29 protein-coding genes are annotated in these 23,707 nt (G+C 66.2%); 14 read left to right on the top strand and 15 right to left on the bottom strand.

Annotated elements, in window-relative coordinates:
* The first annotated feature begins 207 nt into the window (after window positions 1-207).
* From EV560_RS28720 to EV560_RS28690, 7 genes are all read left to right on the top strand, one after another.
* Complete coding sequence (locus tag EV560_RS28720; RefSeq protein ID WP_131859275.1) at window positions 208-681, top strand: RidA family protein; 474 nt, start codon at window positions 208-210, stop codon at window positions 679-681.
* A complete protein-coding gene (locus EV560_RS28715) occupies window positions 681-1,445 on the top strand; it encodes a glycerophosphodiester phosphodiesterase family protein (RefSeq protein ID WP_131859274.1) in 765 nt (254 codons plus the stop codon). Before EV560_RS28720 ends, EV560_RS28715 begins: the two co-directional genes overlap by 1 nt.
* Window positions 1,442-2,689, top strand: coding sequence for a GNAT family N-acetyltransferase (locus tag EV560_RS28710; RefSeq protein ID WP_248312244.1), 1,248 nt, complete (start codon window positions 1,442-1,444; stop codon window positions 2,687-2,689). The genes EV560_RS28715 and EV560_RS28710 overlap by 4 nt, the downstream gene beginning before the upstream one ends.
* Window positions 2,682-3,479, top strand: a complete 798-nt coding sequence (locus tag EV560_RS28705; protein ID WP_131859273.1) for a hypothetical protein — start codon at window positions 2,682-2,684, stop codon at window positions 3,477-3,479. Before EV560_RS28710 ends, EV560_RS28705 begins: the two co-directional genes overlap by 8 nt.
* Window positions 3,480-3,539: 60 nt before the next feature.
* Window positions 3,540-3,968 (top strand): HIT family protein, encoded by a 429-nt coding sequence (locus EV560_RS28700; RefSeq protein WP_131859272.1) that lies wholly within the window; start codon window positions 3,540-3,542, stop codon window positions 3,966-3,968.
* 85 nt (window positions 3,969-4,053) lie between these two features.
* The gene (locus tag EV560_RS28695; RefSeq protein WP_131859271.1) at window positions 4,054-4,527 is read left to right on the top strand and encodes a carboxymuconolactone decarboxylase family protein; all 474 of its coding nucleotides are present in this window, start codon (window positions 4,054-4,056) and stop codon (window positions 4,525-4,527) included.
* A 15-nt stretch (window positions 4,528-4,542) separates the two neighbouring features.
* Window positions 4,543-5,418 (top strand): sigma-70 family RNA polymerase sigma factor, encoded by an 876-nt coding sequence (locus EV560_RS28690; RefSeq protein WP_131859270.1) that lies wholly within the window; start codon window positions 4,543-4,545, stop codon window positions 5,416-5,418.
* Window positions 5,419-5,515: 97 nt separating this feature from the next.
* On the opposite strand, the gene EV560_RS28685 is transcribed toward EV560_RS28690, so the two are convergent.
* From EV560_RS28685 to EV560_RS28645, 9 genes are all read right to left on the bottom strand, one after another.
* Window positions 5,516-5,872: an AzlD domain-containing protein gene (locus tag EV560_RS28685; protein WP_131859269.1), complete on the bottom strand. Its 357-nt coding sequence runs from the start codon at window positions 5,870-5,872 to the stop codon at window positions 5,516-5,518.
* The gene (locus EV560_RS28680) at window positions 5,869-6,597 is read right to left on the bottom strand and encodes an AzlC family ABC transporter permease (protein ID WP_131859268.1); all 729 of its coding nucleotides are present in this window, start codon (window positions 6,595-6,597) and stop codon (window positions 5,869-5,871) included. Before EV560_RS28680 ends, EV560_RS28685 begins: the two co-directional genes overlap by 4 nt.
* Before the next feature lie 258 nt (window positions 6,598-6,855).
* Window positions 6,856-7,353, bottom strand: a complete 498-nt coding sequence (locus tag EV560_RS28675) for a hypothetical protein (protein ID WP_131859267.1) — start codon at window positions 7,351-7,353, stop codon at window positions 6,856-6,858.
* Between the two features lie 139 nt (window positions 7,354-7,492).
* Window positions 7,493-8,071 (bottom strand): TetR/AcrR family transcriptional regulator, encoded by a 579-nt coding sequence (locus EV560_RS28670; protein WP_131859266.1) that lies wholly within the window; start codon window positions 8,069-8,071, stop codon window positions 7,493-7,495.
* Window positions 8,072-8,199: 128 nt separating this feature from the next.
* Complete coding sequence (locus tag EV560_RS28665) at window positions 8,200-8,478, bottom strand: hypothetical protein (RefSeq protein ID WP_131859265.1); 279 nt, start codon at window positions 8,476-8,478, stop codon at window positions 8,200-8,202.
* Between the two features lie 4 nt (window positions 8,479-8,482).
* A complete protein-coding gene (gene clpA / locus EV560_RS28660; protein ID WP_131859264.1) occupies window positions 8,483-11,005 on the bottom strand; it encodes an ATP-dependent Clp protease ATP-binding subunit ClpA in 2,523 nt (840 codons plus the stop codon).
* Window positions 11,006-11,050: 45 nt separating this feature from the next.
* Window positions 11,051-11,395: an ATP-dependent Clp protease adapter ClpS gene (gene clpS, locus EV560_RS28655; RefSeq protein ID WP_131859464.1), complete on the bottom strand. Its 345-nt coding sequence runs from the start codon at window positions 11,393-11,395 to the stop codon at window positions 11,051-11,053.
* Window positions 11,396-11,695: 300 nt separating this feature from the next.
* On the bottom strand, window positions 11,696-12,328 hold the full coding sequence (locus EV560_RS28650) for a LysE family translocator (protein ID WP_131859263.1): 633 nt from the start codon (window positions 12,326-12,328) through the stop codon (window positions 11,696-11,698).
* 213 nt (window positions 12,329-12,541) lie between these two features.
* Complete coding sequence (locus EV560_RS28645; RefSeq protein WP_131859262.1) at window positions 12,542-12,886, bottom strand: phasin family protein; 345 nt, start codon at window positions 12,884-12,886, stop codon at window positions 12,542-12,544.
* Window positions 12,887-13,234: 348 nt separating this feature from the next.
* Between EV560_RS28645 and EV560_RS28640 the strand changes: the two genes are divergently transcribed.
* Window positions 13,235-14,851, top strand: a complete 1,617-nt coding sequence (locus EV560_RS28640; RefSeq protein ID WP_131859261.1) for a serine hydrolase — start codon at window positions 13,235-13,237, stop codon at window positions 14,849-14,851.
* Window positions 14,852-14,910: 59 nt separating this feature from the next.
* On the opposite strand, the gene EV560_RS28635 is transcribed toward EV560_RS28640, so the two are convergent.
* Entirely contained in the window at window positions 14,911-15,624 is a 714-nt protein-coding gene (locus tag EV560_RS28635) for a DnaJ domain-containing protein (protein ID WP_131859260.1), read from the bottom strand.
* A complete protein-coding gene (locus EV560_RS28630) occupies window positions 15,621-16,364 on the bottom strand; it encodes a VWA domain-containing protein (RefSeq protein ID WP_131859259.1) in 744 nt (247 codons plus the stop codon). Before EV560_RS28630 ends, EV560_RS28635 begins: the two co-directional genes overlap by 4 nt.
* Window positions 16,365-16,460: 96 nt before the next feature.
* On the opposite strand from EV560_RS28630, the gene panC reads away from it, so the two are divergent.
* Window positions 16,461-17,309, top strand: a complete 849-nt coding sequence (panC, locus tag EV560_RS28625; protein ID WP_131859258.1) for a pantoate--beta-alanine ligase — start codon at window positions 16,461-16,463, stop codon at window positions 17,307-17,309.
* A gap of 73 nt (window positions 17,310-17,382) precedes the next feature.
* Here the strand turns inward: panC and EV560_RS28620 are convergent, their stop codons facing one another.
* Window positions 17,383-17,778, bottom strand: a complete 396-nt coding sequence (locus EV560_RS28620) for a nuclear transport factor 2 family protein (RefSeq protein ID WP_131859257.1) — start codon at window positions 17,776-17,778, stop codon at window positions 17,383-17,385.
* A 110-nt stretch (window positions 17,779-17,888) separates the two neighbouring features.
* Here EV560_RS28620 and EV560_RS28615 point away from each other — a divergent pair, with 110 nt between their 5' ends.
* Window positions 17,889-18,869, top strand: coding sequence for a LysR family transcriptional regulator (locus tag EV560_RS28615; RefSeq protein WP_131859256.1), 981 nt, complete (start codon window positions 17,889-17,891; stop codon window positions 18,867-18,869).
* A 129-nt stretch (window positions 18,870-18,998) separates the two neighbouring features.
* Window positions 18,999-19,376 carry a YybH family protein gene (locus EV560_RS28610; RefSeq protein ID WP_131859255.1) on the top strand — a complete coding sequence of 126 codons (378 nt, stop codon included), beginning with the start codon at window positions 18,999-19,001 and terminating at the stop codon, window positions 19,374-19,376.
* A gap of 106 nt (window positions 19,377-19,482) precedes the next feature.
* On the opposite strand, the gene EV560_RS28605 is transcribed toward EV560_RS28610, so the two are convergent.
* Window positions 19,483-19,869, bottom strand: a complete 387-nt coding sequence (locus EV560_RS28605) for a winged helix-turn-helix transcriptional regulator (protein ID WP_248312243.1) — start codon at window positions 19,867-19,869, stop codon at window positions 19,483-19,485.
* A 109-nt stretch (window positions 19,870-19,978) separates the two neighbouring features.
* Between EV560_RS28605 and EV560_RS28600 the strand changes: the two genes are divergently transcribed.
* Window positions 19,979-20,683 carry a glutathione S-transferase family protein gene (locus tag EV560_RS28600; protein WP_131859254.1) on the top strand — a complete coding sequence of 235 codons (705 nt, stop codon included), beginning with the start codon at window positions 19,979-19,981 and terminating at the stop codon, window positions 20,681-20,683.
* Window positions 20,684-20,733: 50 nt separating this feature from the next.
* On the opposite strand, the gene EV560_RS28595 is transcribed toward EV560_RS28600, so the two are convergent.
* On the bottom strand, window positions 20,734-21,486 hold the full coding sequence (locus tag EV560_RS28595) for an oxygen-binding di-iron domain-containing protein (protein ID WP_131859253.1): 753 nt from the start codon (window positions 21,484-21,486) through the stop codon (window positions 20,734-20,736).
* Between the two features lie 149 nt (window positions 21,487-21,635).
* Between EV560_RS28595 and EV560_RS28590 the strand changes: the two genes are divergently transcribed.
* A complete protein-coding gene (locus tag EV560_RS28590; protein WP_131859252.1) occupies window positions 21,636-22,208 on the top strand; it encodes a TetR/AcrR family transcriptional regulator in 573 nt (190 codons plus the stop codon).
* A gap of 22 nt (window positions 22,209-22,230) precedes the next feature.
* Here the strand turns inward: EV560_RS28590 and EV560_RS28585 are convergent, their stop codons facing one another.
* Window positions 22,231-22,668 carry a DUF1489 family protein gene (locus tag EV560_RS28585; RefSeq protein ID WP_131859251.1) on the bottom strand — a complete coding sequence of 146 codons (438 nt, stop codon included), beginning with the start codon at window positions 22,666-22,668 and terminating at the stop codon, window positions 22,231-22,233.
* Window positions 22,669-22,920: 252 nt separating this feature from the next.
* On the opposite strand from EV560_RS28585, the gene EV560_RS28580 reads away from it, so the two are divergent.
* Entirely contained in the window at window positions 22,921-23,703 is a 783-nt protein-coding gene (locus tag EV560_RS28580) for an SDR family oxidoreductase (RefSeq protein WP_131859250.1), read from the top strand.
* Window positions 23,704-23,707 lie beyond the last annotated feature (4 nt).

Below are 23,707 nucleotides of genomic sequence, written 5' to 3'. Positions count from 1 at the left end.
GACGACCCTAGTGCAATGCGGCAATGGCGCAAACATGGCATGAAGCAGCATCAGCGAAACGTGAGCGAAAGCACATTGCACGCAACCCGGCCAAGACCTTGCCCGCGCTTGCGGCAGACCGGTCCATCGGCCATGTAAGAGATGCAATCGCCGCGCCGATAGCCGAACCGGCTTCAGCATCCCGACCCGCCCCCGGAGCCCGACCCGATGAGCCAGATCGAAGCCAATCTCGCCGCCCTGGGCATCACCTTGCCGACCCCGCCGGCGGCCGTGGCGAATTATGTCCCCTATGTCATCACCGGCAATCTCCTGGTGATCTCCGGCCAGATCTGCTTCGGGCTCGACGGCAAGCTCGCCGACAGCCACAAGGGCAAGCTCGGCGCCGAAATCTTCAACGAGGCCGGGCTGGAAGCCGCGCGACTCTGCGCCATCAACGTGCTCGCGCAGGCCAAGGCGGCGCTCGGCGGCGATCTCGAACGGATCAAGCGCTGCGTCCGCCTCGGCGGCTTCATCAATGCCGCGCCGCATTTCTCCGCCCTGCCCGCGATCATGAATGGCGCCTCCGACCTGATGGTGCAGGTCCTCGGCGAGCGCGGCCGCCATGCCCGCTCGACCGTCGGCGTCGCCGAATTGCCGGCCGATGCCGCGGTCGAGGTCGAAGCCATGTTCGAGATCGCCTGATGCAGAGCTCCACCCGGCCCTCGCTCGACTGGCTCGTCGCGCGGCCGATCGCCCATCGCGGCTTGCATGACCTCGCCAATGGCGTGGTCGAGAATTCGCTCTCGGCCGCCGACGCTGCCATTGCCGGCCGCTTCGGCATCGAATGCGACGTGCAGCTCAGTGCCGATGGCGAAGCCATGGTCTTCCATGATTTCGTGCTCGACCGGCTGACGGAAGAGACCGGCAATCTCAATGCAAGGACGGCGGCCGAGCTTGGCGCCATCACGCTCAAGGGCGGCAAGGACCGCATCCCGACGCTGACCGAACTGCTCGACCGCGTCGCCGGCCGCGTGCCGCTGGTGATCGAGATCAAGAGCAGCTTCAACGGCGATCTCGCGCTGACCCGTCGTACTGTCGAGCTGGTCAAGCAGCGGGCCGGCCAGCCGATCGTGCTCGAATCCTTCGATCCCGCCATCATCGCCTCGCTGCGGGCGCTGGCGCCGACGCTGCCGCGCGGCATCGTCGCGATGAACGACTATTCCTACCAGGACTATGTCGGCCTCGATGCCACGCAGAAGCACGCGCTCGCCAACCTGCTGCATTTCAACGAGAGCCGGCCGGACTTCCTGTCCTGGAAAGTGTCGGACCTGCCGAGCGCCGCCCCCTTCCTCTGCCAGAAGGGGCTTGGCCTGCCGGTGACAGGCTGGACCGTGCGCACGCCGGAAGATCGCGAGCGCTCGAAACTCAATGCCGACCAGATGGTCTTCGAGGGCTTCCGGCCTTGAGCGAGATCCGCGATCGCAGCGACCTCAGGGTCCGGGTCGCGACCTCGCTGAAAGCCATCCCGGCCAGCGCCTGGGACGCTTGCGCCAACCCGCGGGCCGGAACGTCCGGCTCGCTTGAATCAAGCTGTGAGCCAGTTGATTCGCTGTCTCAGCTCGACACTGACAACCCTTTCGTATCTCACGCTTTTCTGCGCGCGCTGGAGGAAAGCGGCTGCATCGGTGGCCGATCCGGCTGGTCGCCGGCCTATCTCCTGGTCGAGGATGCGGCGGATGACCGGCTGCTCGGGGCGACGCCGAGCTTCCTGAAAAGCCACAGCCAGGGCGAATATGTCTTCGACCATAGCTGGGCCGACGCCTATGAGCGCGCCGGCGGGCGCTATTACCCGAAGATCCAGGTCTCGGCCCCGTTCACCCCCGCGACCGGCCCGCGCCTGCTCGTCGCGGACGGCCCGCGCGCCGACGAAGCGCGCGCCGGCCTGATCGCCGGGCTCGAGGCTTTGCGCGACCAGACCGACGCCTCCTCGATCCATGTCACCTTCGCGCAGGGACCCGATGTCGCCGCCCTGACCGAGGCCGGCTATCTCGAACGCCGCGACCTGCAATTCCACTGGCAGAACGAGGGTTTCGGCAGCTACGACGATTTTCTCAGCGTTCTCGCCTCGCGCAAGCGCAAGGCGCTGAAGCGCGAGCGACGCGAGGCGCTGTCAGCCGGCATCACCGTCGATGTCCTCTCCGGCTCCGACCTGACGGAGAAGGTCTGGGACGATTTCTTCGCCTTCTACCAGGATACCGGCTCGCGCAAATGGGGACGGCCCTATCTCAATCGCCGCTTCTTCTCGGCGGTCGGCGAGGCGATGGGCGAGCGCATCGTGCTGGTCATGGCCAGGCGCGCCGGACGCTATATCGCGGGCGCCATCAATTTCCGCGGTGCCAACACGCTCTACGGCCGCAACTGGGGCTGCATCGAGGATCATCCCTTCCTGCATTTCGAGCTCTGCTATCACCAGGCCATCGACTATGCGATCGCACATAAGCTCGCCCGCGTCGAAGCCGGGGCCCAGGGCGAGCACAAGCTGGCGCGCGGCTATCGCCCCGTCATCACGTACTCGGCCCATTACCTCGCCGATCGTGGCCTGAGGCGCGCCGTCGCCAACTATCTCGTCAACGAGCACGCCCATATCGCCAGCGCGCAGGAGGCGCTCGCGGCCGAGAGCCCGTTCCGCAAGGGCAACGACGATGCATGATGGCGGCGCGAGGCTCGATCTCTGCACCGATGCCGAGCTCGGCTACCAGCGCAGCCGCACAGCATTCGTTCAAGGCAGCCCGTTCCTGCTCGATGAGCCCTATCGGCTGGCGCATCTGCCTCTGGTGTCTCCCGGCCATCCCGGCGTGATTCCGCGCCAGGACGGAAAATTCTACGAGATGGGCCGCCATCCCACGGTCTACTCGCTGGTCCTGCCTGTCGAAGACGCGGCGCTGCGCCGCTCAGGCGCCTTCCTCGCCTTGGAAAGCGAGCTCAAGGCCGCCCCCTTCGCTGGCAAGATCGCCTGGGACATCCTGCCCGAGCGCGCCGGCAAGCTGCACGCCACGATCTGCGGCTCGCTCGGCCTCGGCGAATTGCCGGCCATCTCGGCCGAGCAAAGGCGGACGCTCGCCGAATTCGGCCCGCTCACCATCGAGCTGCGCGGGCTCTTCTCCGGCAATATCAATTGCGGCCGGCTCTACCTGCGCGCCTATCCCGAGCGGCGCGCCGGCGCCAACGCGATCCATACGCTGCAGGCGGCCATGGGCCGGCCGACGACCGACCTTTATGTCCTCGGCCTCTACAACCTCACCGATGAGCTCGATCCTGACGAGGCCTCGGCGCTCGCCGACATCCTGGCGCGCTGGTGGGAGACCCCACTCCTCCGATTCGAGGCGCGCGAACTCTGGCTGCTCGGCGCGCGCGACGACCTCGTGCTCGACGCCGAGATCGCGGAGCGGCTGCCGCTCGGCGAGAATCTGCACGGGCGCTCCTCACCATCGCGGCCTTGACGCCGGTCACGAGCTGACGACAGGCTGCGCCACCCTTTCCGCGACCCGACGGACGCCGCCATGACCGCCTATGATCCCTCGAACGTCTTCGCCAAGATCCTGCGCGGCGAGCTGCCCTCGCAGAAGCTCTATGAGGATGAAGCGACCATCGCGATCATGGACATCATGCCGCGTGCCGATGGTCATGCGCTGGTCATCCCGAAGGCCGCGTGCCGCAACATCTTCGATGCCTCGCCCGACGTGCTGAATGCGGTCGCGCAGACCACACAAAAGCTCGCGCATGCGGTGAGGAAGGCCTTCGCCGCCGACGGCGTCACCGTCCAGCAGTTCAACGAATCCGCCGGCGGCCAGGTCGTCTTCCATCTGCATGTCCATGTCCTGCCGCGCTTCGAGGGCGTGGCGCTCAGGCCCCATACCGGCGCGATGGAGAAGCCCGAGGTGCTGGCGACCAATGCCGAGAAGATCCGCGAGGCGCTGAAGCACGCCTGAGGGCTTGGAAAAAATTTCCTGACGCCATGTCACGCGGCGCGAGGCTGTCTCGTCTTGTCTGCATCGAAACCTGATGGAGACGACAATGACCCAACGCCTCAATGCCTACCAGGTCGCCCCGGACGCCTATAAGCCCCTGCTCGGCCTGCAGGACTACATCGACAAGTCCGGCCTCGAGCACAGCCTGATCGAGCTCGTGAAGATGCGAGCCTCGCAGATCAATTCCTGCGCCTATTGCCTTCACATGCATTCGGCCGACGCCATCAAGGCCGGCGAGAGCCCGGCGCGGCTCTTCCTGCTCGACGCATGGGAGGAATCGGAGCTCTACACCCCGCGCGAGCGCGCCGCGCTGCGCTGGACCGAGGCCCTGACCAGGCTGTCGGAGGGAGCGCCGGATGACGAGGCCTTCGCCGAGCTGCGTGAGCATTTCAGCGAGCGCGAATGCGTCGACCTCTCGATCGCGATAGGCGCGATCAATGTCTGGAACCGCCTCAATGTCGGCTTCCGCACCCTCCACCCGCAGGACCGTCGGCGCCCCGCCGAACAGGCGGCCGGCTGAGACGGAGGCGGCGGCATGGCCCCCGACGATCACTTCGAAACCCATCGCCGCTTCCTGACCGGGCTTGCCTACCGCATGCTCGGCTCGGTCAGCGATGCCGAGGATATCGTCCAGGACGCCTGGTTGCGCTGGCGCGAGGCGGAGCATGGCGGGATCGACAATCCGCGGGCCTATCTCGCCCGCATCGTCACCCGCCTCTGCCTCGACCAGATGAAATCGGCCCGCAGCCGGCGCGAGTTCTATGTCGGCGGCTGGCTGCCGGAGCCGCTCGTCGAGAGCCTGGGCGGCAACGAGCCGATCGACGAGGAGCTTGACGCGCCGATCGCGCTGATGCTGGCGCTGGAGCGGCTTTCGCCGCTGGAGCGTGCCGCCTTCCTGCTGCACGATGTCTTCGAGCTGGATTTCGCCGAGATAGCCCGGACGATCGACCGCAGCGAAAGCGCCTGCCGGCAACTGGCCAAGCGGGCGCGCGAGCATGTCCGCCTCGACACGCCACCGCGCAACAAGGTCTCGGCCGATGAGGCCGCTCGCTTCGCCAAGGCCTTTTTCGAGGCCGCCCACCGATCCGACCCGACTGCCCTGCAGAAGCTGCTGGCCCAGGATGTCGCGCTGCATGCCGATGGCGGCGGCAAGGTGAATGCGGTCCTCAACCCGATCTTCGGCGCCGAAAACGTGGCGCTCTTCTATGCCGGGATCGCCATGAAGGTCGGGCCGAACGCGCCAGGCGCCAGCTACCAACCGCTCTTCATCAACGGTCTGCCGGGCTATGTCAGCCGCGAGTCCGACGGCGTCTTGCAGAGCGTCGCCCTCGATATTCGCGACGGGCTGATCCAGGCGGTCTACGTGATCCGCAACCCCGACAAGCTGCGGCATGTGGCAGGGCCCATCTAGGTCATCGGACCGGATATCGCATCCGGCTCGATGATCTAGCTTCTTGTTTCCGCATCGGCTTTTCCGAAAGCCGCAACCCACTTTTCGGGCCGATGCGCTAAACCAGCAGCCAGCCACCGCCGATCAGCACGATCTCGCCGCCGAGCACCGCGTACATCACCCTGCGCCGATCGGAGATGACGATGGCAAGCCCGGTCGCCAGCGCCGCGAGCCTGAGCCAGAGCGGCAGGGCGGCCAGCGCGCCGGGCGGCGTGAAGACCAGCTTGGCAACGACGCCGGCGAGCAACGCGGTCGCGACCGCCCGCACCCATTCCAGCACGGGCGAGTCGGGATCGATCCGGCGGGCGAACAGCACCGCCAGCCAACGCCAGATCTCTGTCGGCAGGAAGGCGAAGGCGAAGACGGCGAGGTAGGGCCAATGGGCGCCGTCCAGCCAGGCGATCGGCTGCGTCATGCCTTGCGCCTCCGGGAGAGCTGCCGCCAGGCGAAGGCCAGGCTGCCACCGAGCACGCCCGAAATGATCAAGTCGAAGCCGCCGCCGATCGCGCGCTCGAAGATCGGTGCGAGGCAGAAGCCGAGGATGATCGCAACCGCGTCGCTGACATGGCGCACGCCTGCGCTCAGCGAGGACAGGAAGAAGATCGGCGTCAGGCAGAGCAGCCCGGCCGCGAGCGGAACCGGGAGCGCGCCGACGAGATAATAGCCCGCGAAGGTGCCGAAGCAGCTCGTCAGCACACAGGCGCCGCCGAATCCGAGAAAGTAGCTGGCACGCTGCTGCGGGGCCAGAGCCGGCAGCCGCCGCAGCCCCTCCGTCCAGGTCGTCACGGCGATGAAATGCGCGATGACGATCTGCATCAGGACGCCCTGCCCCGGCCGTCGCACCAGCGGCAGCAGCGCCACCGTCATCGGCAGGAAGCGCAACGAGGCGAAGGCGATCGCAAAGGCAATGGCGCTCCAGGCGGCGCCGGCGGCGATCGAGGCGAAGAAGATCACCTGCGACGGCCCGGCCCAGACCAGAACGGTCGAGAGCACGGCCGCTCCGACCGGATAGCCGACATCGCGCGCCAACGAGCCGACGCCGACGAGCGACAGGCAGACGATCCAGGCCGGCAGCGACAGCGCATCACGCATCCCGGCCAGCAGGACCCGCTGCCAGCCCCAATCGGGCGATACCTTCATGAAGAAAACTGCACGCCTGAAGTCTCGACTCGGGGTGATGGCCCGGCGAGGCGCGGGCAGCCCGTTCTAGACGCTGGCGAGCCGGAAACCGATAGCCAGCACTGCCCGGTCAGGGCTGCAGCAGTTGCAATGGAGCTTAGAGCACGCGCCGATCTGAACGCGCAGCGATCAGATCGGAACACGCGTCCGCATCAATAGTTGAGAGGCGGATTCACCGATCAGGTGCTGCAACCCGATCGGATCCGGCTCTAGAGGCCGTCAAGAGTGAGCCCGCGCGGCAGACCGGTCCTGCCTGATCAGGTAGATGACCTGGGCTGCCAGGCCGAGAACGAGGGCAACCAGCAGGCTCCCCTGAGCGGCGCGGAGCAGCGGCGAGCTCAAGTCGGTGACGAAGGGGTGGCCGTCCGGGACACGGCGCAGGATCTCGGTCACGGTCGGCAGCATCAAGAGAAACGCGCTGAGGCTCAGGCAGACGGTTTCGATATAGCGGGCTGCGCGCCCGGCGCCCAGAATGCGCTCGACCCCATAGCCTGCAAGCACGAGCAGGATCGTCACGGCGCCGACCACATAGCCGGCTGGCTGATGCGTCACGAGAAAGACCGTCACGGCGCCGATCAGCATGGAGGCGAAGTAGATCGCGCCCAGCCCGGATCGCGGCACGATCCGGCCGTGCCTGGCAAACATGTAAAAGGCCACCGGGATGGCCGGCAGGCTGCCGAGTGTATGGACCCAGCCAAGCGTGGAAATTCCGAACATGAGCGTGTCTTTCTCATCGAGAGGGTCGGGAGCTGAGCAATCAGGCCGGTGCCGACAAGGCAGCGGGAAACGACTATTTCTACCTACTAGTATGTAGGCAAGAAGATCGCGCCTTTGCGTGTTTGGGGAAACTCCAGCTTCAAACGGTGATGCGCTGCAGCAGGGGACGGGCGATTGCGCCGAATGTCGCGGCGTCGCCGTAGGCGCGCGCAGACAGCATTGCGCCATGGATGGTGGCCATGAACATCTCGGCTTCGGCCTTGGCTGTCCCGGTCAAGCGGAAGCGGCCCTGTGTTGCGCCGCGCTCGAGGACGGAGGTGAGCCAGCCCGAGAGCATTCGGAAATGCGCGCGCACTTCAAGCGCGACGGCTTCGGGAAGAACCGGGATCTCACCTGCGAGCAAGGCGCACACGCAGAACGGGGCGGTTGCGTCCGCGATGCAGGCCTCCCAGAAGCCGATATAGGCGCGGAGCTGCTCCTGCGGATCGGAGATATTCCGCTCCAGCTCCGCGATCCCTGCCTCGGCCTCCTTCCGATAGAGTTCGACAAGCGTGCGGACGAGGTCTGATTTGCTCGGGAAGTGGTGGTGGATGCTCGCATTGCGAATGCCGACGACTTTGGAAATGTCGGCATAGCTGAAGCCGTTATAGCCGCCCGCGATGATCAGCGAGCGCGCGCAGCGAAGGATGTCGTCAGCCTTGGCGGATAAGTTGCCCATGAGCCAAAACTACCAACTAGTAGGTAGTTAGTCAATCCACGCTAACTCGGCATTCGGAGGAGGTCATCGAGAGCGTTGGGAAAAGGCGCTGCGTCAGTCAGCCGCGTCAGGAGACGTCACGAAGGGCCTCAGCGCGAGGCGCCGCCCTTCATGATGATGCCGATCAGCTCGTTGCCGAAATCGATCAGCTCCTTCGGGATGCCGCCGATCGACTTCACCCCGAGATAGATCAGGTAGGCGAAGCCCGGCACCAGGATCCAGCCGAGGATCTCCTCGAAGAGCTTGCGCCGCCGGCGCCGGCGGTCGCGCTTCTCGAGCCAGGAGAGCTTCTCCTTGGGCGGTCTTGAAACGCTTTCGCCGCCGCTCTCGAGAGCGGCGGCGGAGGAGGTCTTGCGTCGAAAGAACACGGGATCAGGCCTTCGTCAGCGGAACCTTGGGCACCGTCCGGACGCTGCGCTGCGCCTTGGGCGGATCGGTCGGGCCACCAGCCTTGCCATCGCCGCCGCCCTTGGGCAAGCGGCGCAGGCCAGAGGGCTTGACCGTGCTTCCCGCGGCCTTGGCGCGCGGCTTGGATGGCCGCTTGGCGGCGGCGGCCGCGACGTCCTTCTCCGGCTTGGGCTTGATCGGCCCTTCCGGGAATTCGAGGCCGAGCACCTTGATGCCGGTCTCGGACTGGACAACCACGACCTTGACCGCGCCGCCGCCCTTGAGCCGGCCGAACAGCACCTCGTCGGCGAGCGGCGTCTTGATCGTCTGCTGGATCAGCCTGGCCATCGGACGAGCGCCCATCGCCTCGTCATAGCCGTTCTCGACCAGCCACTCGCGTGCCTCGTCCGAGAGCTCGATCGTGACGTTGCGGTCGGCGAGCTGGGCCTCGAGCTGGAGCACGAACTTGTCGACGACGCGCGCGACCACCGTCTTCGGCAGATGGCCGAAGGAGATGACGGCATCGAGCCGGTTGCGGAATTCCGGCGCGAATAGCCGGTTGACCGCCTCCGTGTCGTCGCCCTCGCGCTTGCTGCGGGTGAAGCCATAGGCGGCCCGCGCCATGTCGGCCGCGCCGGCATTGGTCGTCATGATCAGGATGACGTTCCTGAAATCGACCTGCTTGCCGTTATTGTCGGTCAGCTTGCCGTGATCCATCACCTGCAACAGGATGTTGAACAGGTCCGGATGGGCCTTCTCGATCTCGTCGAGCAGCAGCACCGAATGCGGATGCTGGTCGATCTGGTCGGTCAGCAGACCGCCCTGGTCGAAGCCGACATAGCCGGGGGGCGCGCCGATCAGCCGCGAGACCGTGTGGCGTTCCATGTACTCGGACATGTCGAAGCGGATCAGCTCGACGCCGAGCGAGGAGGCGAGCTGGCGTGCCACCTCGGTCTTGCCGACGCCGGTCGGGCCGGCGAAGAGGTAGCAGCCGATCGGCTTCTCGCCGTCGCGCAGGCCGGCACGGGCCAGCTTGATCGACGAGGACAGCGCCTCGATCGCCTTCTCCTGGCCATAGACGGTGCGCTTCAGCGTCTGCTCGAGATTGCGCAGCACCTCGGCATCGTCCTTGGACACGGTCTTGGCCGGGATGCGCGCCATCGTCGCGATCGCGGCCTCGATCTCCTTCACGCCGATCGTCTTCTTGCGCTTGTTCTCGGGCACCAGCATTTGCGAGGCGCCGGTCTCGTCGATTACGTCGATCGCCTTGTCCGGCAGCTTGCGGTCATGGATGTAGCGGGCCGAGAGCTCCACCGCCGCCTTGATGGCGTCGTTGGTGTAGCGCAGCTTGTGGAACTCCTCGAAATAGGGCTTCAGCCCCTTGAGGATCTCGATCGTATCGGGAACCGACGGCTCGTTGACGTCGATCTTCTGGAAGCGGCGAACCAGCGCCCGATCCTTCTCGAAATACTGGCGGTATTCCTTGTAGGTGGTCGAGCCGATGCAGCGCAGCGTGCCGGACGCGAGTGCCGGCTTCAGCAGGTTGGAAGCGTCCATCGCGCCGCCCGAAGTCGCGCCGGCGCCGATCACCGTATGGATCTCGTCGATGAACATGATCGCCTTCGGATGGGCCTCGATCTCCTTCATCACCTGCTTCAGGCGCTCTTCGAAATCGCCGCGATAGCGCGTGCCGGCGAGCAGCGTGCCCATGTCCAGCGAGAACACGGTCGCGTCCTCGAGCACCTCCGGCACCTCGCCGCGGGTGATCTTCAGCGCCAGGCCCTCGGCGATGGCGGTCTTGCCGACGCCAGGATCGCCGACCAGCAGCGGGTTGTTCTTCTGCCGGCGGCAGAGGATCTGGATCGTGCGCTGCACTTCGGCCTCGCGGCCGATCAGCGGGTCGATGCGCCCGTCGCGCGCCTTGCGGTTGAGGTTGACGCAATAGGCGTCGAGCGCGCTTTCCTTCTTCTTCTTGTCCTTGTCGTCATTGCCCTGGTCGGCCCGCGCCTCGCGCTGCTGCTCGGGCTCCTCCTCGGAGCCGCGCACCGGCCGGCTCTCGTTGGCGCCGGGGCGCTTGGCGATGCCATGGCTGATGTAGTTGACCGCGTCGTAGCGCGTCATGTCCTGCTCCTGCAGGAAATACGCGGCGTGGCTCTCGCGCTCCGCGAACATCGCGACGAGCACGTTGGCACCGGTCACCTCCTCGCGGCCCGAGGACTGCACGTGGATGACCGCGCGCTGGATCACGCGCTGGAAGCCGGCGGTCGGCTTGGAATCGTCGCGACCGTCGGTGACGAGATTGGTCAGCTCCGAGTCGATATAGTCGACGAGGTTGCGCCGAAGCGTATCGAGATCGACGCTGCAGGCACGCATGACCGCAGCCGCGTCCTGATCATCGACCAGGGCGAGCAGCAGGTGCTCCAGCGTAGCGTATTCATGGTGGCGTTCATTGGCGAGCGCCAAGGCCCGGTGAAGCGCCTGTTCGAGACTGCGCGAGAAACTCGGCACTGATGCGCTCCTATTCCGTGTCCAAGGGGGTCAGCGAATTCAAGATTACTTCTTCTCCATCACGCATTGCAGAGGATGCATGTGCTTCCGTGCGAGGTCCATCACCAACGTCACCTTCGTCTCGGCGACTTCATAGGTAAAAATGCCGCACTCGCCGACACCGTTCTGATGCACGTGCATCATGATCCTGGTGGCTTCGGCCCGGTCCTTGTTGAAGAAGCGCTCGAGCACATGCACGACGAATTCCATCGGCGTGTAGTCGTCATTCAGCAGCAGGACACGGTAGAGATTGGGCTTGCGCGTCCGCGTCCGGGTCAGGACCGCGGTGCCTGTGCCATCGCGCCCGCCACCATCGGCCGGCGGCCCGGAGCGCTTCGGCTTGTCGGCCATCGCGGTGAGCACGCGTCGAGGTTCGGCTGCGCCTTCGCACTGCCCGGCCCCTGCCCCGCTCCTCGTCGCTGCTGATGTCTTCACGGTATCTGTCCTGACGCTTCCTCGCAGATAGTGCGTCGCTGATGAATTTACAGGCCTCGCCCCCGCTTCGCCAGTCCGTTCCATGCAGATTGGGCACGAGCATGGCACGCAAGGAGAATGCCATCGACAAGAAGGCGCCCGGCGATTGCGTTCGCACCTGAGGCCGAGGCGATGACCAGGCAGGAGCGTCGGCTCACGCCAATTGCAGGAGGCCGCTCAGTTCCTTGCACCTAGCGCCAGACGAGCCGCCAGCCCTGCAAAAACTGTCGCCAAGAGATAGTGCGGGAGCCGCGGAAACCTCCGAAATCCCGAGAACGAGCGTTGAATCCTGCCGCCAAGGACGATCACGGCGCCGTTCACGACGAAGCCAATTCCGTTCAGCACCGTGGCCAGCACCACCATTTGCAGGAGCAGCGAGCCATTCGCCGGCTCTACGAACTGCGGAAAAAGCGCCAGGACGAACAACGCCATCTTCGGATTGAGCAGGTTCGTGAGCAAGCCTTCCGTGAGGATCCTCTCGCTGGAAAGCCGCCCATAGGCAGCAGAAGGCGCGAAGCTGGAGCCTTCGGCACGAAACGCCCTGTAAGCCAGGTACAGAAGATAGGCGCATCCCGCCCAGCGCAGGATTTCATAGGCGAGAGGCACCGCCAGGAAGAGCTGCGATAGCCCAAGGCCCGCGGCCAGGGCGTGACAATAGGTACCGGCAGCGATTCCGGCGAATGTGAGAAATCCGGCCGCGCGCCCCTGGCTGATGCTGCGGGAGGCTATCAGCAGCATGTCTGGGCCTGGCGTCGCAGTCAGCACCAGCGCCGCGCCAGCAAACAAAATCAAACTGGAGAAATCCGGCATAGTGAGTTCCTTTTGAACCTGAGCCGGAATTCCCCTTTAGCAAGTCGTCCGTGGATGGCAATCAGTTTGAGGCGATCGCTTCAGGTCGCGGCAGCGATGCTGCTTGGCTTGCCGGTCGCAAACGAAAAAGCCCGGCCAGAGGCCGGGCTTTCCCAAATCACATCAAGTTGATCGCCGGCCGCCGCGAGAGCGACCCGAGATCAGCGCCGGGCCTCACTTGGCGACCGGAACGCCAGCCTTGGCGACAACGCCTTCGAACGGCTTGTAGGCGTCCTTGGCGAGAGCGGTGTAGAGCTCGCCGAGCTTGGTCATCTGGGCGACAGCGGCCTCGAACGAGGTCTTGACGTAGTCGGCCTGGATCTCGATGGCCTTGTCGAGAGTCTTGACGCCGGCGAGCTTCTCGAGCGTCGCAGTGCCGGACTCGAAGGCCTTCTTGGCATAGTCGGTGGTCTCGACGGCGATGGTCTGCACGCCCTTCGAGGTGGCGCCGAAAGCCTTCAGAGCGGCATCGACGTTCTCTTTGGAAGCCTTCTGGATGGTCTCGAACTGCTGGATCATAAGGTACCCCTTTCAACGCCTGAGCGTTGCCTCCAGTGGAAGGGCCGTTCGGGCCCGGGTTCACGGCCCGAGGTCAGATGAAGCACTCATCACCAGGGCACTTCCGCCATATTGTGCAGCGCAACATGAATGTCAAGAGAGTGCTGCAATGCGTCACGCGCAGATCGTTCCAACCGTAACTATTAGCCTTTTAACGGCTCCGTAACCCCGTCCTCCTAACCTCCCCTACTGTGTCGTTCGCGCCACGCCGTCCAATGGCGCAAGCCCTGGGCAAGCGACCGCGGACAATGTTGGGTTGAGGCGGGTTTTTGCATGAGTTTTGGTAGCGTTGGTTCCCGACGCGTGCGGATGCGTGCGCTTGTCGGACTGATCGGTGTTGTCACGCTCGCGCTGAGCGTCGCGGCCTCGCCTGCCGAGGCCGCCCGTAAGAAGCGGCGCCATGTCGGCGGCGGCTATACCCCGCCCTACGCGGCCATGGTCGTCGACGTGAAGAGCGGGCGCACCCTGCACGCGGTCAATGAGGATGCCCCGCGCATCCCGGCCTCCCTCACCAAGGTGATGACGCTCTACCTGCTGTTCGAGCAGCTCGAGCGCGGCCGCTTCAGCATGGATTCCGAGCTCAAGGTCTCGGCCTATGCCGCCTCGCAGCCGCCGACCAAGCTCGGCCTGCGCCCCGGCTCGACCATCGAGGTCGAGGACGCGATCAAGAGCATGATCACGCTCTCCGCCAACGACGCCTCCGTCGTGGTCGCCGAGAATATCGCCGGCTCGGAGGATGCCTTCGCCGAGATGATGACGCGCAAGGCCCGCGCCCTCGGCATGAGCTCCACGCGCTTCTTCAATCCGCACGGTCTGCCGCACTCGCCGCCGAACCTCACCACGGCGCGCGATCTCACCATGCTCGCCCGCGCGATCCAGGAGCGCTTCCCAAAATATTTCCCGCTCTTCCAGACTCGCTCGTTCCAGTACGGCGCGCGCACCATCCGCGGGCATAACCGCCTGCTCGGACGCGTCGAGGGCGTCGACGGCATCAAGACCGGCTATACCCGCGCCTCGGGCTTCAACCTGATGACCTCGGCCAAGTCGGAGGGCAAGCAGATCGTCTCCATCGTGCTCGGCGGCCGCTCCGGTGGTTCCCGCGACGCGATCATGACCGATCTCGTGCTGGCCAACCTGCCGCGCGCCAGCTCCGGCGGCCGGACGGCCCCGATGGTCGCCGAGGCCCCGGAGGCGCAGCCGCAGGAGCGTCCGCGTCAGCAGGTCGCCGCCGCGAGCGAGCCCATGCCAGTCCCGGTGCCCCGTCCGCAGATCGAGCGTGAGCAGCCGGCCCTGCCGCCCTCCGCCCGCGCCTATGTCGCCACGGCCGCGACCACCACGCCTGTCGCGCCGCCGCGTCCGCTCAGCGTCAACGCCCAGCCGATCCAGCTCTCCGGCATTCGCCCGGTCACCGCGACCACGACGCCTTCGGCCATGCGCTGGTCGGTCGGCGCCCAGCCGGCCGATGCCAAGGTCCTGCGGCCGCCGGTGAATGTCGACGTCACCTCCTCGATCGCCAAGGTCGCCGAGCCTGAAGAGGTCAGGCCCGCCGTGATCCAGCAGGCGAAGCTCGAGGCCAAGGTCGAGCAGCCCAGGGAAGAGCGCAAGATCGAGCTGCGCCATCCCGAGGTCGCCCCCGCCATCACCCATGCCAAGCCGGAGACCCCGGCAGTCGCCACCGCCGGCAAATGGATCATTCAGCTCGGCGCCACCGATGACGAGGCCAAGGCCAAGGACATCCTGGCCCGCGCCAAGGCCAAGGCGGCCGGCCAGCTCGCCGATGCCTCCGCCTTCACCGAGAAGGTCGAGAAGGGCGGCGCCACCCTGTTCCGTGCGCGCTTCACCGGGTTCGAGGATCCGAAGGACGCCCAGAACGCCTGCGCCAGGCTCAAGCGTGACGGCTTCGCCTGCTTCGCCACCCGCGGCTGATCGGGAGGGAAAGGATCTCGGCCATGTCGTTCCAGCAGCCTTCCCTCTTCCAGCCGAAATCACTGCTTCAGCAGGGTATCCTTGGCCTGATTGACGCGGGCGGCAAGCCCGCTGGTGCCGCCGGCGTCGGGATGGATCCGCTTCATCAGGGCTCGATGAGCCTCGCGGATCGCCTCCTCGCCCGCCCCCGGCTGAAGCCCCAGGATCTCGTAGGCCTCTTGCTGCGTCATCGCGCCCGTGCCCGGCGCGCGGCCCTGCCTCGGGTCGCGGTCACGATCAGCGTGTTCACGCCAGCCGGGCGACCGGCGGTCGAGATAAGCCTCTAGCAGCCGCGCCCCTTCCGGGTCCTGTGCCAGGCATTCGCCCATCAGCCTGCCGATCTCCGGCAGGCTGAGATCGTCGAGCCCGCGCCCCGTGAAGCTGCCGGCCCGGACCCGGCCGTTCATGCCGCCGCTATCATGGTCGAGTTCCATCTCGAGCAGTGCCGAGGAGACTTTCGAGCGCTGCCCCGGCGTCTCCTCGCTCGCGCCCCAGGGAAACCGGATCCCGCCCGGTCCATAAGCGCTCCAGCCGAGCAGCCAGGCGCCGATCCCGCCCATGAAGATCGCCATGTCGAGCCGCCCGCGCAGCATCAGCAGCGCGGCGATGCCGAGCGAGCCGACCCCGCCGATCGTCTTGATCACGCGCGCCAGCATCTGCGGGTTGGCCCCGGTGAAGAGTTTCGAGACCCACCAGAGCAGAATGAGCGTGGCGAGGCCGTAGAGCAGCGTCACCGGCGCCCTCCCTCCATGGCCGTCAGCAGGCCCTTCACCGCCGGGCTCGCGCCTGCGAGTCTCAGCATCGCCTCGCGCCCGCCGGAAGCATAGGCGGCCGCGCCGCGCAGCAGCTCGAGCAGCGAGTTCGGCGCGTTGACGTCGAAGCGCGCATGCGCTCCGCCCGTCAGCCGAGCCATCGTGGCGAAAGCCGTGCTTGCCGTCGGCTCATGCCCCTCCTGGAACAGGAAGCCACGAATGCCGCGCAGACCGAGCTCTCCCGCCAGCGCCGCGAGCGCATCGACATCCTCCTCCATCGCATCGCCGACGAAGACGAAGGCACGGATCGGGACCTGCTTCGACTCGTCGCGGATATGTTTCAGCACGCGCGCGATCTGGGTCTGGCCGCCCTCGCAGGCGATGCGCGTCATCAACCCGTTCAGCCGCTGCGGCTCGCCGACCCAACCGGAAGCGCGGCACTCGGCAAAGCCGCGATAATAGACGAGCTGCACGGCAAGCCCGCCGCTCTGCGCCGCGACCTCGAACATCCGCCCTTGCAGCGAACAGGCGAGATCCCAGCTCGGCTGCCGGCTCATCGTGGCGTCGAGCGCGAAGACCAGCCGCCCGGCCTGCCCCGTCGCCAGCGGCGCGAGTTGCTTCGCCGCACCGAGAAAACGCTCGATCTCGCCCGGCGCCGAGCGGCCCGCCTGCGGCAGGCTCTCGACAGCCTTGCCAACCGCCTTGTCTGTCTCTCGCGTCATCGGGCTCCCGCATCTCGGACCGCGATCCGAATCCAGAAGATATTGGCGATCGCCCGGGCATTTGCTACCCGTCGCGTCCCCAGGGAGAAGCCATAAATGACGGATATCGCGGTGGTGGAGACGGTCGGTGCCTTGCGTGCCGCTGTCGCGGGCTGGCATGCGGCCGGCGAGCAGGTCGCGCTGATCCCGACCATGGGTGCCTTGCACGAGGGCCATATCGCGCTGGTCAAGGAAGGCCAGAGACACGCGCGCCGGACGGTTATCTCGATCTTCGTCAACCCGACCCAGTTCGCCCCGCACGAGGATTTCAAGAAATACCCGCGCACCTTCGACAATGACCGCGCCATGCTGGTCGAGGCCGGCGCGGACGCGATCTTCTTCCCGCAGGTCGAGGAGATGTACCCGCCCGGCTACGCCACCCGCGTGCTCTTGCTCGGCCCCGCCGCGGCCGGGTTGGAAGACCGTTTCCGGCCGACGCATTTCGAAGGCGTGGCAACGGTTTGCTGCAAGCTCTTCACGCAGTCGCGCGCCGATTTCGGGGTTTTCGGCGAGAAGGACTATCAGCAGCTCAAGGTCGTGACGCGCATGGCGGCCGATCTCGATCTCGGCATCAGGATCGTGCCGCTGGCGACGATCCGCGAAGCCGATGGCCTCGCCATGTCCTCGCGCAACCGCTACCTCTCGGCGGAGGAGCGCGCGATCGCGCCGGTGCTGCACCAGGCGATGCAGGCCCTGGCCGCGCGCATCCGCAACGAGGACCCGCTCTTCCGGGCTGTCACCGAGGCGCAGGCCGACATCGTCAGCGCCGGCTTCGAACTCGACTATCTCGAGGCGCGCCATGCCGAGACTCTGGCACCGGTGACCTCGCTGGCCGACGGGCCGATCAGGCTGCTGCTGGCGGCGCGGCTGGGCGCGACCCGGCTGATCGACAATATCGCGGTGTGAGAGGTGGTCTGCGCGAAGTGGAGAGGCGACAACTGACGAGCCTGCTCGCCGACAGCACTCGATGGCGAGGTTCTCAGGCGAGAGTCTCGGCGGCAAACACCTTCTGGACGATCTGCCAGCGCCCGTTGAGGTAAAAGCACGACAGCAGGTCGGTCACCTCGCGGGGCGGGATCCGCAGGCGGAGCTTGAGCAGCGCCATGTCACGGGTGATGGCGATGGAGAGGATCTGGTCGGCGCGCAGGCTGCCGGCATCGCGCGGCGAGGTCAGGCTCCGGACCACATCGAGCCAGGCGGCGACAGGGGTAACCACCACGCTGTAGCCATCGCCGCGCCTGGTGACCGAGGCGGTGGGGTCGAAGATGGTCTCGAACATGTCGGCATCCATCGCGTAGGCGGCATCGAAGTAGATTTTCGCCAAGGCGACCAATCCATCTATGTTGCCTGCCGAAGACGTGTCCTGTGTTGTCATGGTGTTTCCCTTCAAATCAAGCGTTCAGCAGAATATAAGGGCGGACGGCAATGTTTAATCGGCACGCACTAATCAGCCTTATAAGCTGGGCTTAGCAATCGAAGGCGCTCATGAAATCTCCCCTTCCGTCTGCCGGAGACTTCAACCAGCTCCGCGCGTTCGTGGCGGTCGCCGGTTCTCTGAACTTCAGCCGGGCCGCCGAGAACCTCGGTGTGTCATCCTCGGCGCTGAGCCAGATGGTCCGCGCGCTGGAGGAGCGGGTCGGGGTCAGCCTGTTCAACCGCACCACCCGCAGCGTCTCCCTGACCGAGGCGGGGACCAGGCTCTTCGAACGGGTACGGCCCGCCGTCGAGGAATTGGCGGGGGCGCTGGGCGAGACCAGCGAGCGCCGCGCCCATCCCGCAGGGACCGTGCGGATGCACTGCTTCCGGGCGGCGGCGGACCTCTACCTGACGCCGATCCTGCGTGGCTTTAACGACGCCTATCAGCAGATCGTGCTCGATGTCACCCTCGACGACACCGTCGTGGACATCGTGGCCGAGGGCTACGACGTCGCCATTCGCCTCGGGGAGGTGATCGACAAGGACCTCATCGCGGTGAAACTCGGCCCGGACCTGCGTCAGATCGCGGTCGCCTCGCCCGACTATCTCGCCCGGTACGGGACGCCGGCCCATCCGCGCGACCTTCTCGCCCATCGCTGCATCGGCTGGCGCTGGCCGGGGCAGAAGACGCCGTACAAGTGGGAGTTCATGGAAAACGGCAAGTGGTTTGAGGTCGCCATCGACGGCCCACTGATCTCCAACATGAAGGATTTCGGTGTGCGGGCTGCGGTCGACGGGGTCGGCATCGCCTTCGCCAGCCAGCAGCTGATCGCCCCCCACCTCGCTGAGGGCCGCCTTGTCGCACTGCTCGAGAGCTGGTCCGCTCCCTTCCCCGGCTACTACCTCTGCTATCCGGCCCAGCGGCAGATGGCACCGCCGCTTCGCGCCGTGATCGACGCCATCCGCAGCGGCCCGCGCCTGCGTAACGGCGGCGAGACGGCGGCGACGAAGGGCGCGGCTGTCGCTCAAGGACTCCGCCCACGCCGGTAATACGGAGCGCTTCGGCATCGGAGAACTGCGACGTCTGCCATGGGTCGAAGCGGATCCCGATCGCCGCTTGCCGGGCATCAGGCTAAGGTCCAGCGGTGCCAGCGTAGCGGCTGGCCGCAGGAGGATGGGATGACAGAAGACGAACGGGCGATCCGGCAGGTCGTCGCAACCTGGATGGCGGCCAGCCGGACGGGCGACACCGCAACCGTGCTCTCGCTGATGGCCGATGACGCGGTGTTCATGATTCCCGGCCGCGAACCATTCGGCCGCGAGGCCTTCGAACCCGGTGCGTCGAACGACCCGACGATCGATGGGACCAACGAGATCGTCGAGCTTCAGGTGCTCGGCGACTGGGCCTTCAGCCGCAACCGGCTCGACCTGACCATCACCCTGCCCAATGGCGAAGCCATGCAGCGCAACGGCTACACCTTGACGCTGTATCGCAGGGAAGCCGACGGCCGCTGGCGCCTGGCACGCGACGCGAACCTGTTGGCAGCTAAGAGCTAAAGCATCGGACCGAAAAGCGGGCTACGGCTCTGGGAAAAAGCCGATGCGAAAACAAAGAGTTAGACTATTGGGCCGGATACGATATCCGGTCCGGTAATCTACCCGATCAGCCCTCTCGTCCAGCCTGAGAAAGCCCCCTCGCCTCCGAATCCCTTTTGGCCGCGCCCGCCTCCCCGGGACGCGTGGTATCGCCCGTCTCCCACCAATCGCCGAGCGCATCGATCAGCGGCACCAGCGCATGGCCGGCCGGCGTCAGATCGTATTCGACGCGCAGTGGATAACCGTCGAACTCGGTCCGCGAGACGATGCCGGCCTCCTCCAGCTTGCGCAGCTCGAAGGCGAGCATCTTGTGCGAGATCGTCGGGTTGTCACGGCGCAGGTCGCTGAAGCGCTTGATGCCGTCCTTCAGATAGTAGATCAGCAGGGTCGGCCAGCGGCCGCTCAGGACCTGCATGACTTCCTCGATCGGACAGCGCGAGACGAGATCTTTCATCGGCGGCTCATGGTTACCAAAACGTGCGTGATTTACGCGGCCGCGCCGATCGCTGAGGGTGCGGCACCGCTGCGCAGCGTGATCGACAGAAATCACGGAGAACGATCGCTTGGAACCGATATTACTCTATGGCTTCCCCGCGGGAAGCTCGATGGGCCTCGTCGCCGCCCTCGAATGGCTCGGCCAGCCCCATCGCCTCTGCCGCGTCGACATGCTCGGTGAGATGCGCGAGCCCGCCTATGGCCGGATCAACGCGCGGCACGAGACCCCTGCCCTGATCACCGACCAGGGCCGCGTGCTGACGGAGACCATGGCGATCGCCGCCTGGCTCGAAGCCAGGGATAGCGAAAGGCGCATCAGTTTCGCGCCGCTCTCGGCAGAGGCGGACCGGATGCACCAGCTCATGGGTTTCGTGAATACCGGCTTCACCGGCGCCTTCACTCCGCTCTGGGTCGCGTTGGAGATGGAAAACCCCGACCCCGTCACGCATTCGCTACTGCGCGCCTTCGGGCGCGAGCGGGTGAGCGAGCGCCATGACAAGCTCGAAGCCATGATCGGTGATGGCCGCTACCTCGTCGGCGCCCAGCCGTCGCTGGCCGACGCCCTGCTCGTCGGCGTGGCGCGCTGGCTCGAATTCCATGAGGTCGACGATATCGGCCGCTGGCCGAAGCTCGCAGCCTTGCGCAAACGGCTCGAGGCCGACCCCGCCGTCATCCATGCGATCGCACTGGAGGATGGCGAGATGCGTCCGGGAACGGGCGCCTGTCTCGGCCACGTCCCGCTTGCGGAGGTGATCGAGCGCTTCGGCGCCTGATGACTGGGCCTCGCGCCGTGATTGGCGCGAAGCTTGCCGCCGGGAACGAGTTAGGCCGCCTCGCCCAACAAGACGGCTCGCATCTGCTCCGAGACGCGCCGGTCATAGTCGTCGGCCAGAGCCCGTAGAGCCGAGGCACCGTCGCCCGCAAAGGACGGACCATGCATAAGTGCGAGGGTGCGTGGGGCGAGCGCGGAAAGGCGCCGGATCGTCGCGCCCATGGCGGGGTTCAGCGAGGAGTACTTGAAGATGTCTTCGGCCGCGATCGCCGGCCCGACGACATCGCCCCCGGTCAGTGCGTGGTCGTCGCCGAGCTGGGTGAAGAGATCGCCGCACATCAGCGTGCCCGTCGTCTCCTCGAAGAGCACGCCGGCATCCCAGCCATGCGGCGTGTGCGGCGTGTCGATGAAGCGCACGCGCTTGCCGCCGATATCGATCACATCCCCATCGCCCAGCTGGCGCGGCGCCCGGTCGGCGAAATCGCTGAGCGAGACCATGCAACCGGTATGGCCGTGGGCTGGCGTCGCCTGCGGCGCGACGGCGAGCCATTCGTTCATCGCCCCGCATTCATCGGCCTCGAAATGACCGAAGGCGATCCAGCGCAGGCGCTCGGGCGGAATGACCCGCTTCAACGCATCGAGATTGCTGGAGAACATCTTCCGCAGCCCGGTATGGAACATCAGCGGCTCGTCGCCGAGGACGAGGAACTGGTTGAAGGTGAAGCCGGCCGGCGGAGCGATGTCAGGCACATAGGTCGAGAGCCGATAGATGCCGTCGGCGATCTCGCTGATCTTGGTGTCCATGAATGCCTCCACGTGATCGAGAATCCGCTTCGTCACGCCGGCCAGCGCCGGCGGGTAGGCACTGGCCATATTTCATGGCACAATCTTGTGTATTGAAATTTGCCGCAGACGTCAATAATGATTGCACAATTACGTGCAATGAAAATCCAATGACACGAAGCTACACGCTCAAGCGCCGCGCCGAGCAGCAGGCACAGACAAGGCAGCGCATCGCCGAGGCGGCGCTTGGCCTGCATAGCAGCATCGGCCCAGCGCTCACGACGGTCAGCATGATCGCGGCCCTGGCCGGCGTTCAGCGCCACACCTTCTATGCGCATTTCCCCGACGAGCGCAGCCTGTTCATGGCCTGCTCCGGCCTGGCGCTGGAGCGCGACCCCATGCCCGATGCCGCGCCCTGGCGCGAAATCGCCGATGCCAACGAGCGCCTGCGCACCGGCCTGCACGCGCTCTATGGCTGGTACGAGCGCAACGCCGCGCTCTCAGCCTGCGTGCTGCGCGACGCCGAGCACCATGCGCTGACCCGCGAAATCGTCGCGCTGCAGCAGGGGCCGAGCATGGCCGCCTATGGCGAGGTGCTCGGTGCCGGGCTGGACCAGAAGCGGCGAGCCATGCTGGGCCTGGCGCTGAGCTTCTTCACCTGGCGCTCACTGGTGCGCGAGGGTGGCTTGGAGACGGAAGGTGCCGTCGCGGCGATGGCTCAGGCAATCACCAACAAGAATTGAAGGCTCGCAGGCCAGCCTGCGGCTACAGCAGGCCCAACCCGGCAAGCTCGCGCCGCATCTCCTCCGGCATCTCGCCGAGATCGCCCGTATCCCGCCCGATATCGCGCGGGGCGTCCTTCGCCGTCAGATAGCGCCAGCCCTGGAACGGCCGGCTCGGCCGCGGCTCGACCGGCACGACGACCGGCTCCAGCACGAGATGGCAGCGGCCGATCCCGTCGGCATCGGTGAAGGGCCGCACCTCGGTCAGGCGCTGGCGGGCGGAGACCTGGCCCTTGATCACCCAGTAGAGCGAGCCGCCATCGACCAGCTCCTCGATACGCTTGGGCACCATGCGGGTCGTATGCGTCTGCTCCTCCGGCCGGCCCAGCCGGCGCTTGAGCAGCATGTTCTCCTCGATCCACTCTTCCAGATCGCGGATCGACTCGGCCCCGACGCAGAGTTTGAGGAGGTGCAGCGGCATGGCGGCAATCTAATGCCGCGTCGCGAACAGAACCAGATGGCGCGGCGATTCTCCACAGATGCGGGGCCCTACAGACATGCATGGCTGCCATCCCGCACGCGCCGCAGCATGTGAATGCTGCCGCGCAGATGCGGGAGCCCCTTTCTACACACGGTCTCATCTGTGCCCAGCGGCACGGCGTGCCGCCGCGCCCACGGGATGACGCGCGCGGCATCCCACGCTAGTCAGGATCAGCGACAGGAAGGAGCGAACATGCGCGGACTTGCAGGCAAGGCCATTCTCGTCACCGGCAGCTCGACCGGTATTGGATTTGCGATGGCCGAGCGGCTGGTCGCCGAGGGCTGCAAGGTCCAGATCCATGGCCGCGACCAGGCCGAGGTCGACGCCGCCGTCGCCAAGCTCGGCGCAGCCACCATCGGCACCATCGGCGACCTTGCCGAGCCTGCGACCGCGCATGCCATCGTCGATGCCACGGTGAAGGCCTTTGGCCGCATCGACGGGCTCGTCAACAATGCCGGCATCTACCCGCGCGGCTCGATCGGCACCACCACCGCCGCCTTCTTCGACCATGTGTTCGCGATCAACACCCGCGCCCCGCTGCTCTGCGCGGAGGCCGCAATCGCTGCCTTCCGCCTGCAGAAATCGGGCGGCTCCATCGTCACGGTCGGCTCGATCAACGCCTGGTGCGGCCAAGCCGACCTCACCGTCTACTCGATGTCGAAGGGCGCGCTGATGACGATGACGCGCAATCTCGCGGATGCGCTCGGGCCCGAGCGCATCCGCGCCAACCAGCTCAATGTCGGCTGGACCTTCACCGCCAACGAGGACGCGACGCAGCAGCGCGAGGGCCGCAAGCCGGGCTGGCAGAACGAATTGCCTGCGGTTTTCGCTCCGACCGGCCGGATCATGCAGCCTGAGGAGATCGCGGCCCATACCGCCTTCTGGCTCTCCGACGACAGCGCGCCGGTTAGCGGCCAGATCTACGAGGCCGAGCAATTCCCGGTCATCGGCCGCAGCCGCGCGCAGATATCTTGACATC

Origin of the sequence: Allobosea sp. BK604 (genome assembly GCF_004341515.1) — a bacterium.
In the GTDB taxonomy this organism is placed as follows: domain Bacteria; phylum Pseudomonadota; class Alphaproteobacteria; order Rhizobiales; family Beijerinckiaceae; genus Allobosea.
The sequence above is the reverse complement of the archived record's forward strand: the minus strand, read 5'-3'. Positions and strand labels throughout refer to the sequence as shown.

Coding starts and splice junctions, on each gene's coding strand:
- EV560_RS28720 (WP_131859275.1), top strand. CDS start 208: ATGAGCCAGATCGAAGCCAATCTCGCCGCCCTGGGCATCACCTTGCCG.
- EV560_RS28715 (WP_131859274.1), top strand. CDS start 681: ATGCAGAGCTCCACCCGGCCCTCGCTCGACTGGCTCGTCGCGCGGCCG.
- EV560_RS28705 (WP_131859273.1), top strand. CDS start 2,682: ATGCATGATGGCGGCGCGAGGCTCGATCTCTGCACCGATGCCGAGCTC.
- EV560_RS28700 (WP_131859272.1), top strand. CDS start 3,540: ATGACCGCCTATGATCCCTCGAACGTCTTCGCCAAGATCCTGCGCGGC.
- EV560_RS28695 (WP_131859271.1), top strand. CDS start 4,054: ATGACCCAACGCCTCAATGCCTACCAGGTCGCCCCGGACGCCTATAAG.
- EV560_RS28690 (WP_131859270.1), top strand. CDS start 4,543: ATGGCCCCCGACGATCACTTCGAAACCCATCGCCGCTTCCTGACCGGG.
- EV560_RS28685 (WP_131859269.1), bottom strand. CDS start 5,872: ATGACGCAGCCGATCGCCTGGCTGGACGGCGCCCATTGGCCCTACCTC.
- EV560_RS28680 (WP_131859268.1), bottom strand. CDS start 6,597: ATGAAGGTATCGCCCGATTGGGGCTGGCAGCGGGTCCTGCTGGCCGGG.
- EV560_RS28675 (WP_131859267.1), bottom strand. CDS start 7,353: ATGTTCGGAATTTCCACGCTTGGCTGGGTCCATACACTCGGCAGCCTG.
- EV560_RS28670 (WP_131859266.1), bottom strand. CDS start 8,071: ATGGGCAACTTATCCGCCAAGGCTGACGACATCCTTCGCTGCGCGCGC.
- clpS (WP_131859464.1), bottom strand. CDS start 11,395: ATGGCCGACAAGCCGAAGCGCTCCGGGCCGCCGGCCGATGGTGGCGGG.
- EV560_RS28650 (WP_131859263.1), bottom strand. CDS start 12,328: ATGCCGGATTTCTCCAGTTTGATTTTGTTTGCTGGCGCGGCGCTGGTG.
- EV560_RS28645 (WP_131859262.1), bottom strand. CDS start 12,886: ATGATCCAGCAGTTCGAGACCATCCAGAAGGCTTCCAAAGAGAACGTC.
- EV560_RS28640 (WP_131859261.1), top strand. CDS start 13,235: ATGCGTGCGCTTGTCGGACTGATCGGTGTTGTCACGCTCGCGCTGAGC.
- EV560_RS28630 (WP_131859259.1), bottom strand. CDS start 16,364: ATGACGCGAGAGACAGACAAGGCGGTTGGCAAGGCTGTCGAGAGCCTG.
- panC (WP_131859258.1), top strand. CDS start 16,461: ATGACGGATATCGCGGTGGTGGAGACGGTCGGTGCCTTGCGTGCCGCT.
- EV560_RS28620 (WP_131859257.1), bottom strand. CDS start 17,778: ATGACAACACAGGACACGTCTTCGGCAGGCAACATAGATGGATTGGTC.
- EV560_RS28615 (WP_131859256.1), top strand. CDS start 17,889: ATGAAATCTCCCCTTCCGTCTGCCGGAGACTTCAACCAGCTCCGCGCG.
- EV560_RS28610 (WP_131859255.1), top strand. CDS start 18,999: ATGACAGAAGACGAACGGGCGATCCGGCAGGTCGTCGCAACCTGGATG.
- EV560_RS28605 (WP_248312243.1), bottom strand. CDS start 19,869: ATGAAAGATCTCGTCTCGCGCTGTCCGATCGAGGAAGTCATGCAGGTC.
- EV560_RS28595 (WP_131859253.1), bottom strand. CDS start 21,486: ATGGACACCAAGATCAGCGAGATCGCCGACGGCATCTATCGGCTCTCG.
- EV560_RS28590 (WP_131859252.1), top strand. CDS start 21,636: ATGACACGAAGCTACACGCTCAAGCGCCGCGCCGAGCAGCAGGCACAG.
- EV560_RS28585 (WP_131859251.1), bottom strand. CDS start 22,668: ATGCCGCTGCACCTCCTCAAACTCTGCGTCGGGGCCGAGTCGATCCGC.
- EV560_RS28580 (WP_131859250.1), top strand. CDS start 22,921: ATGCGCGGACTTGCAGGCAAGGCCATTCTCGTCACCGGCAGCTCGACC.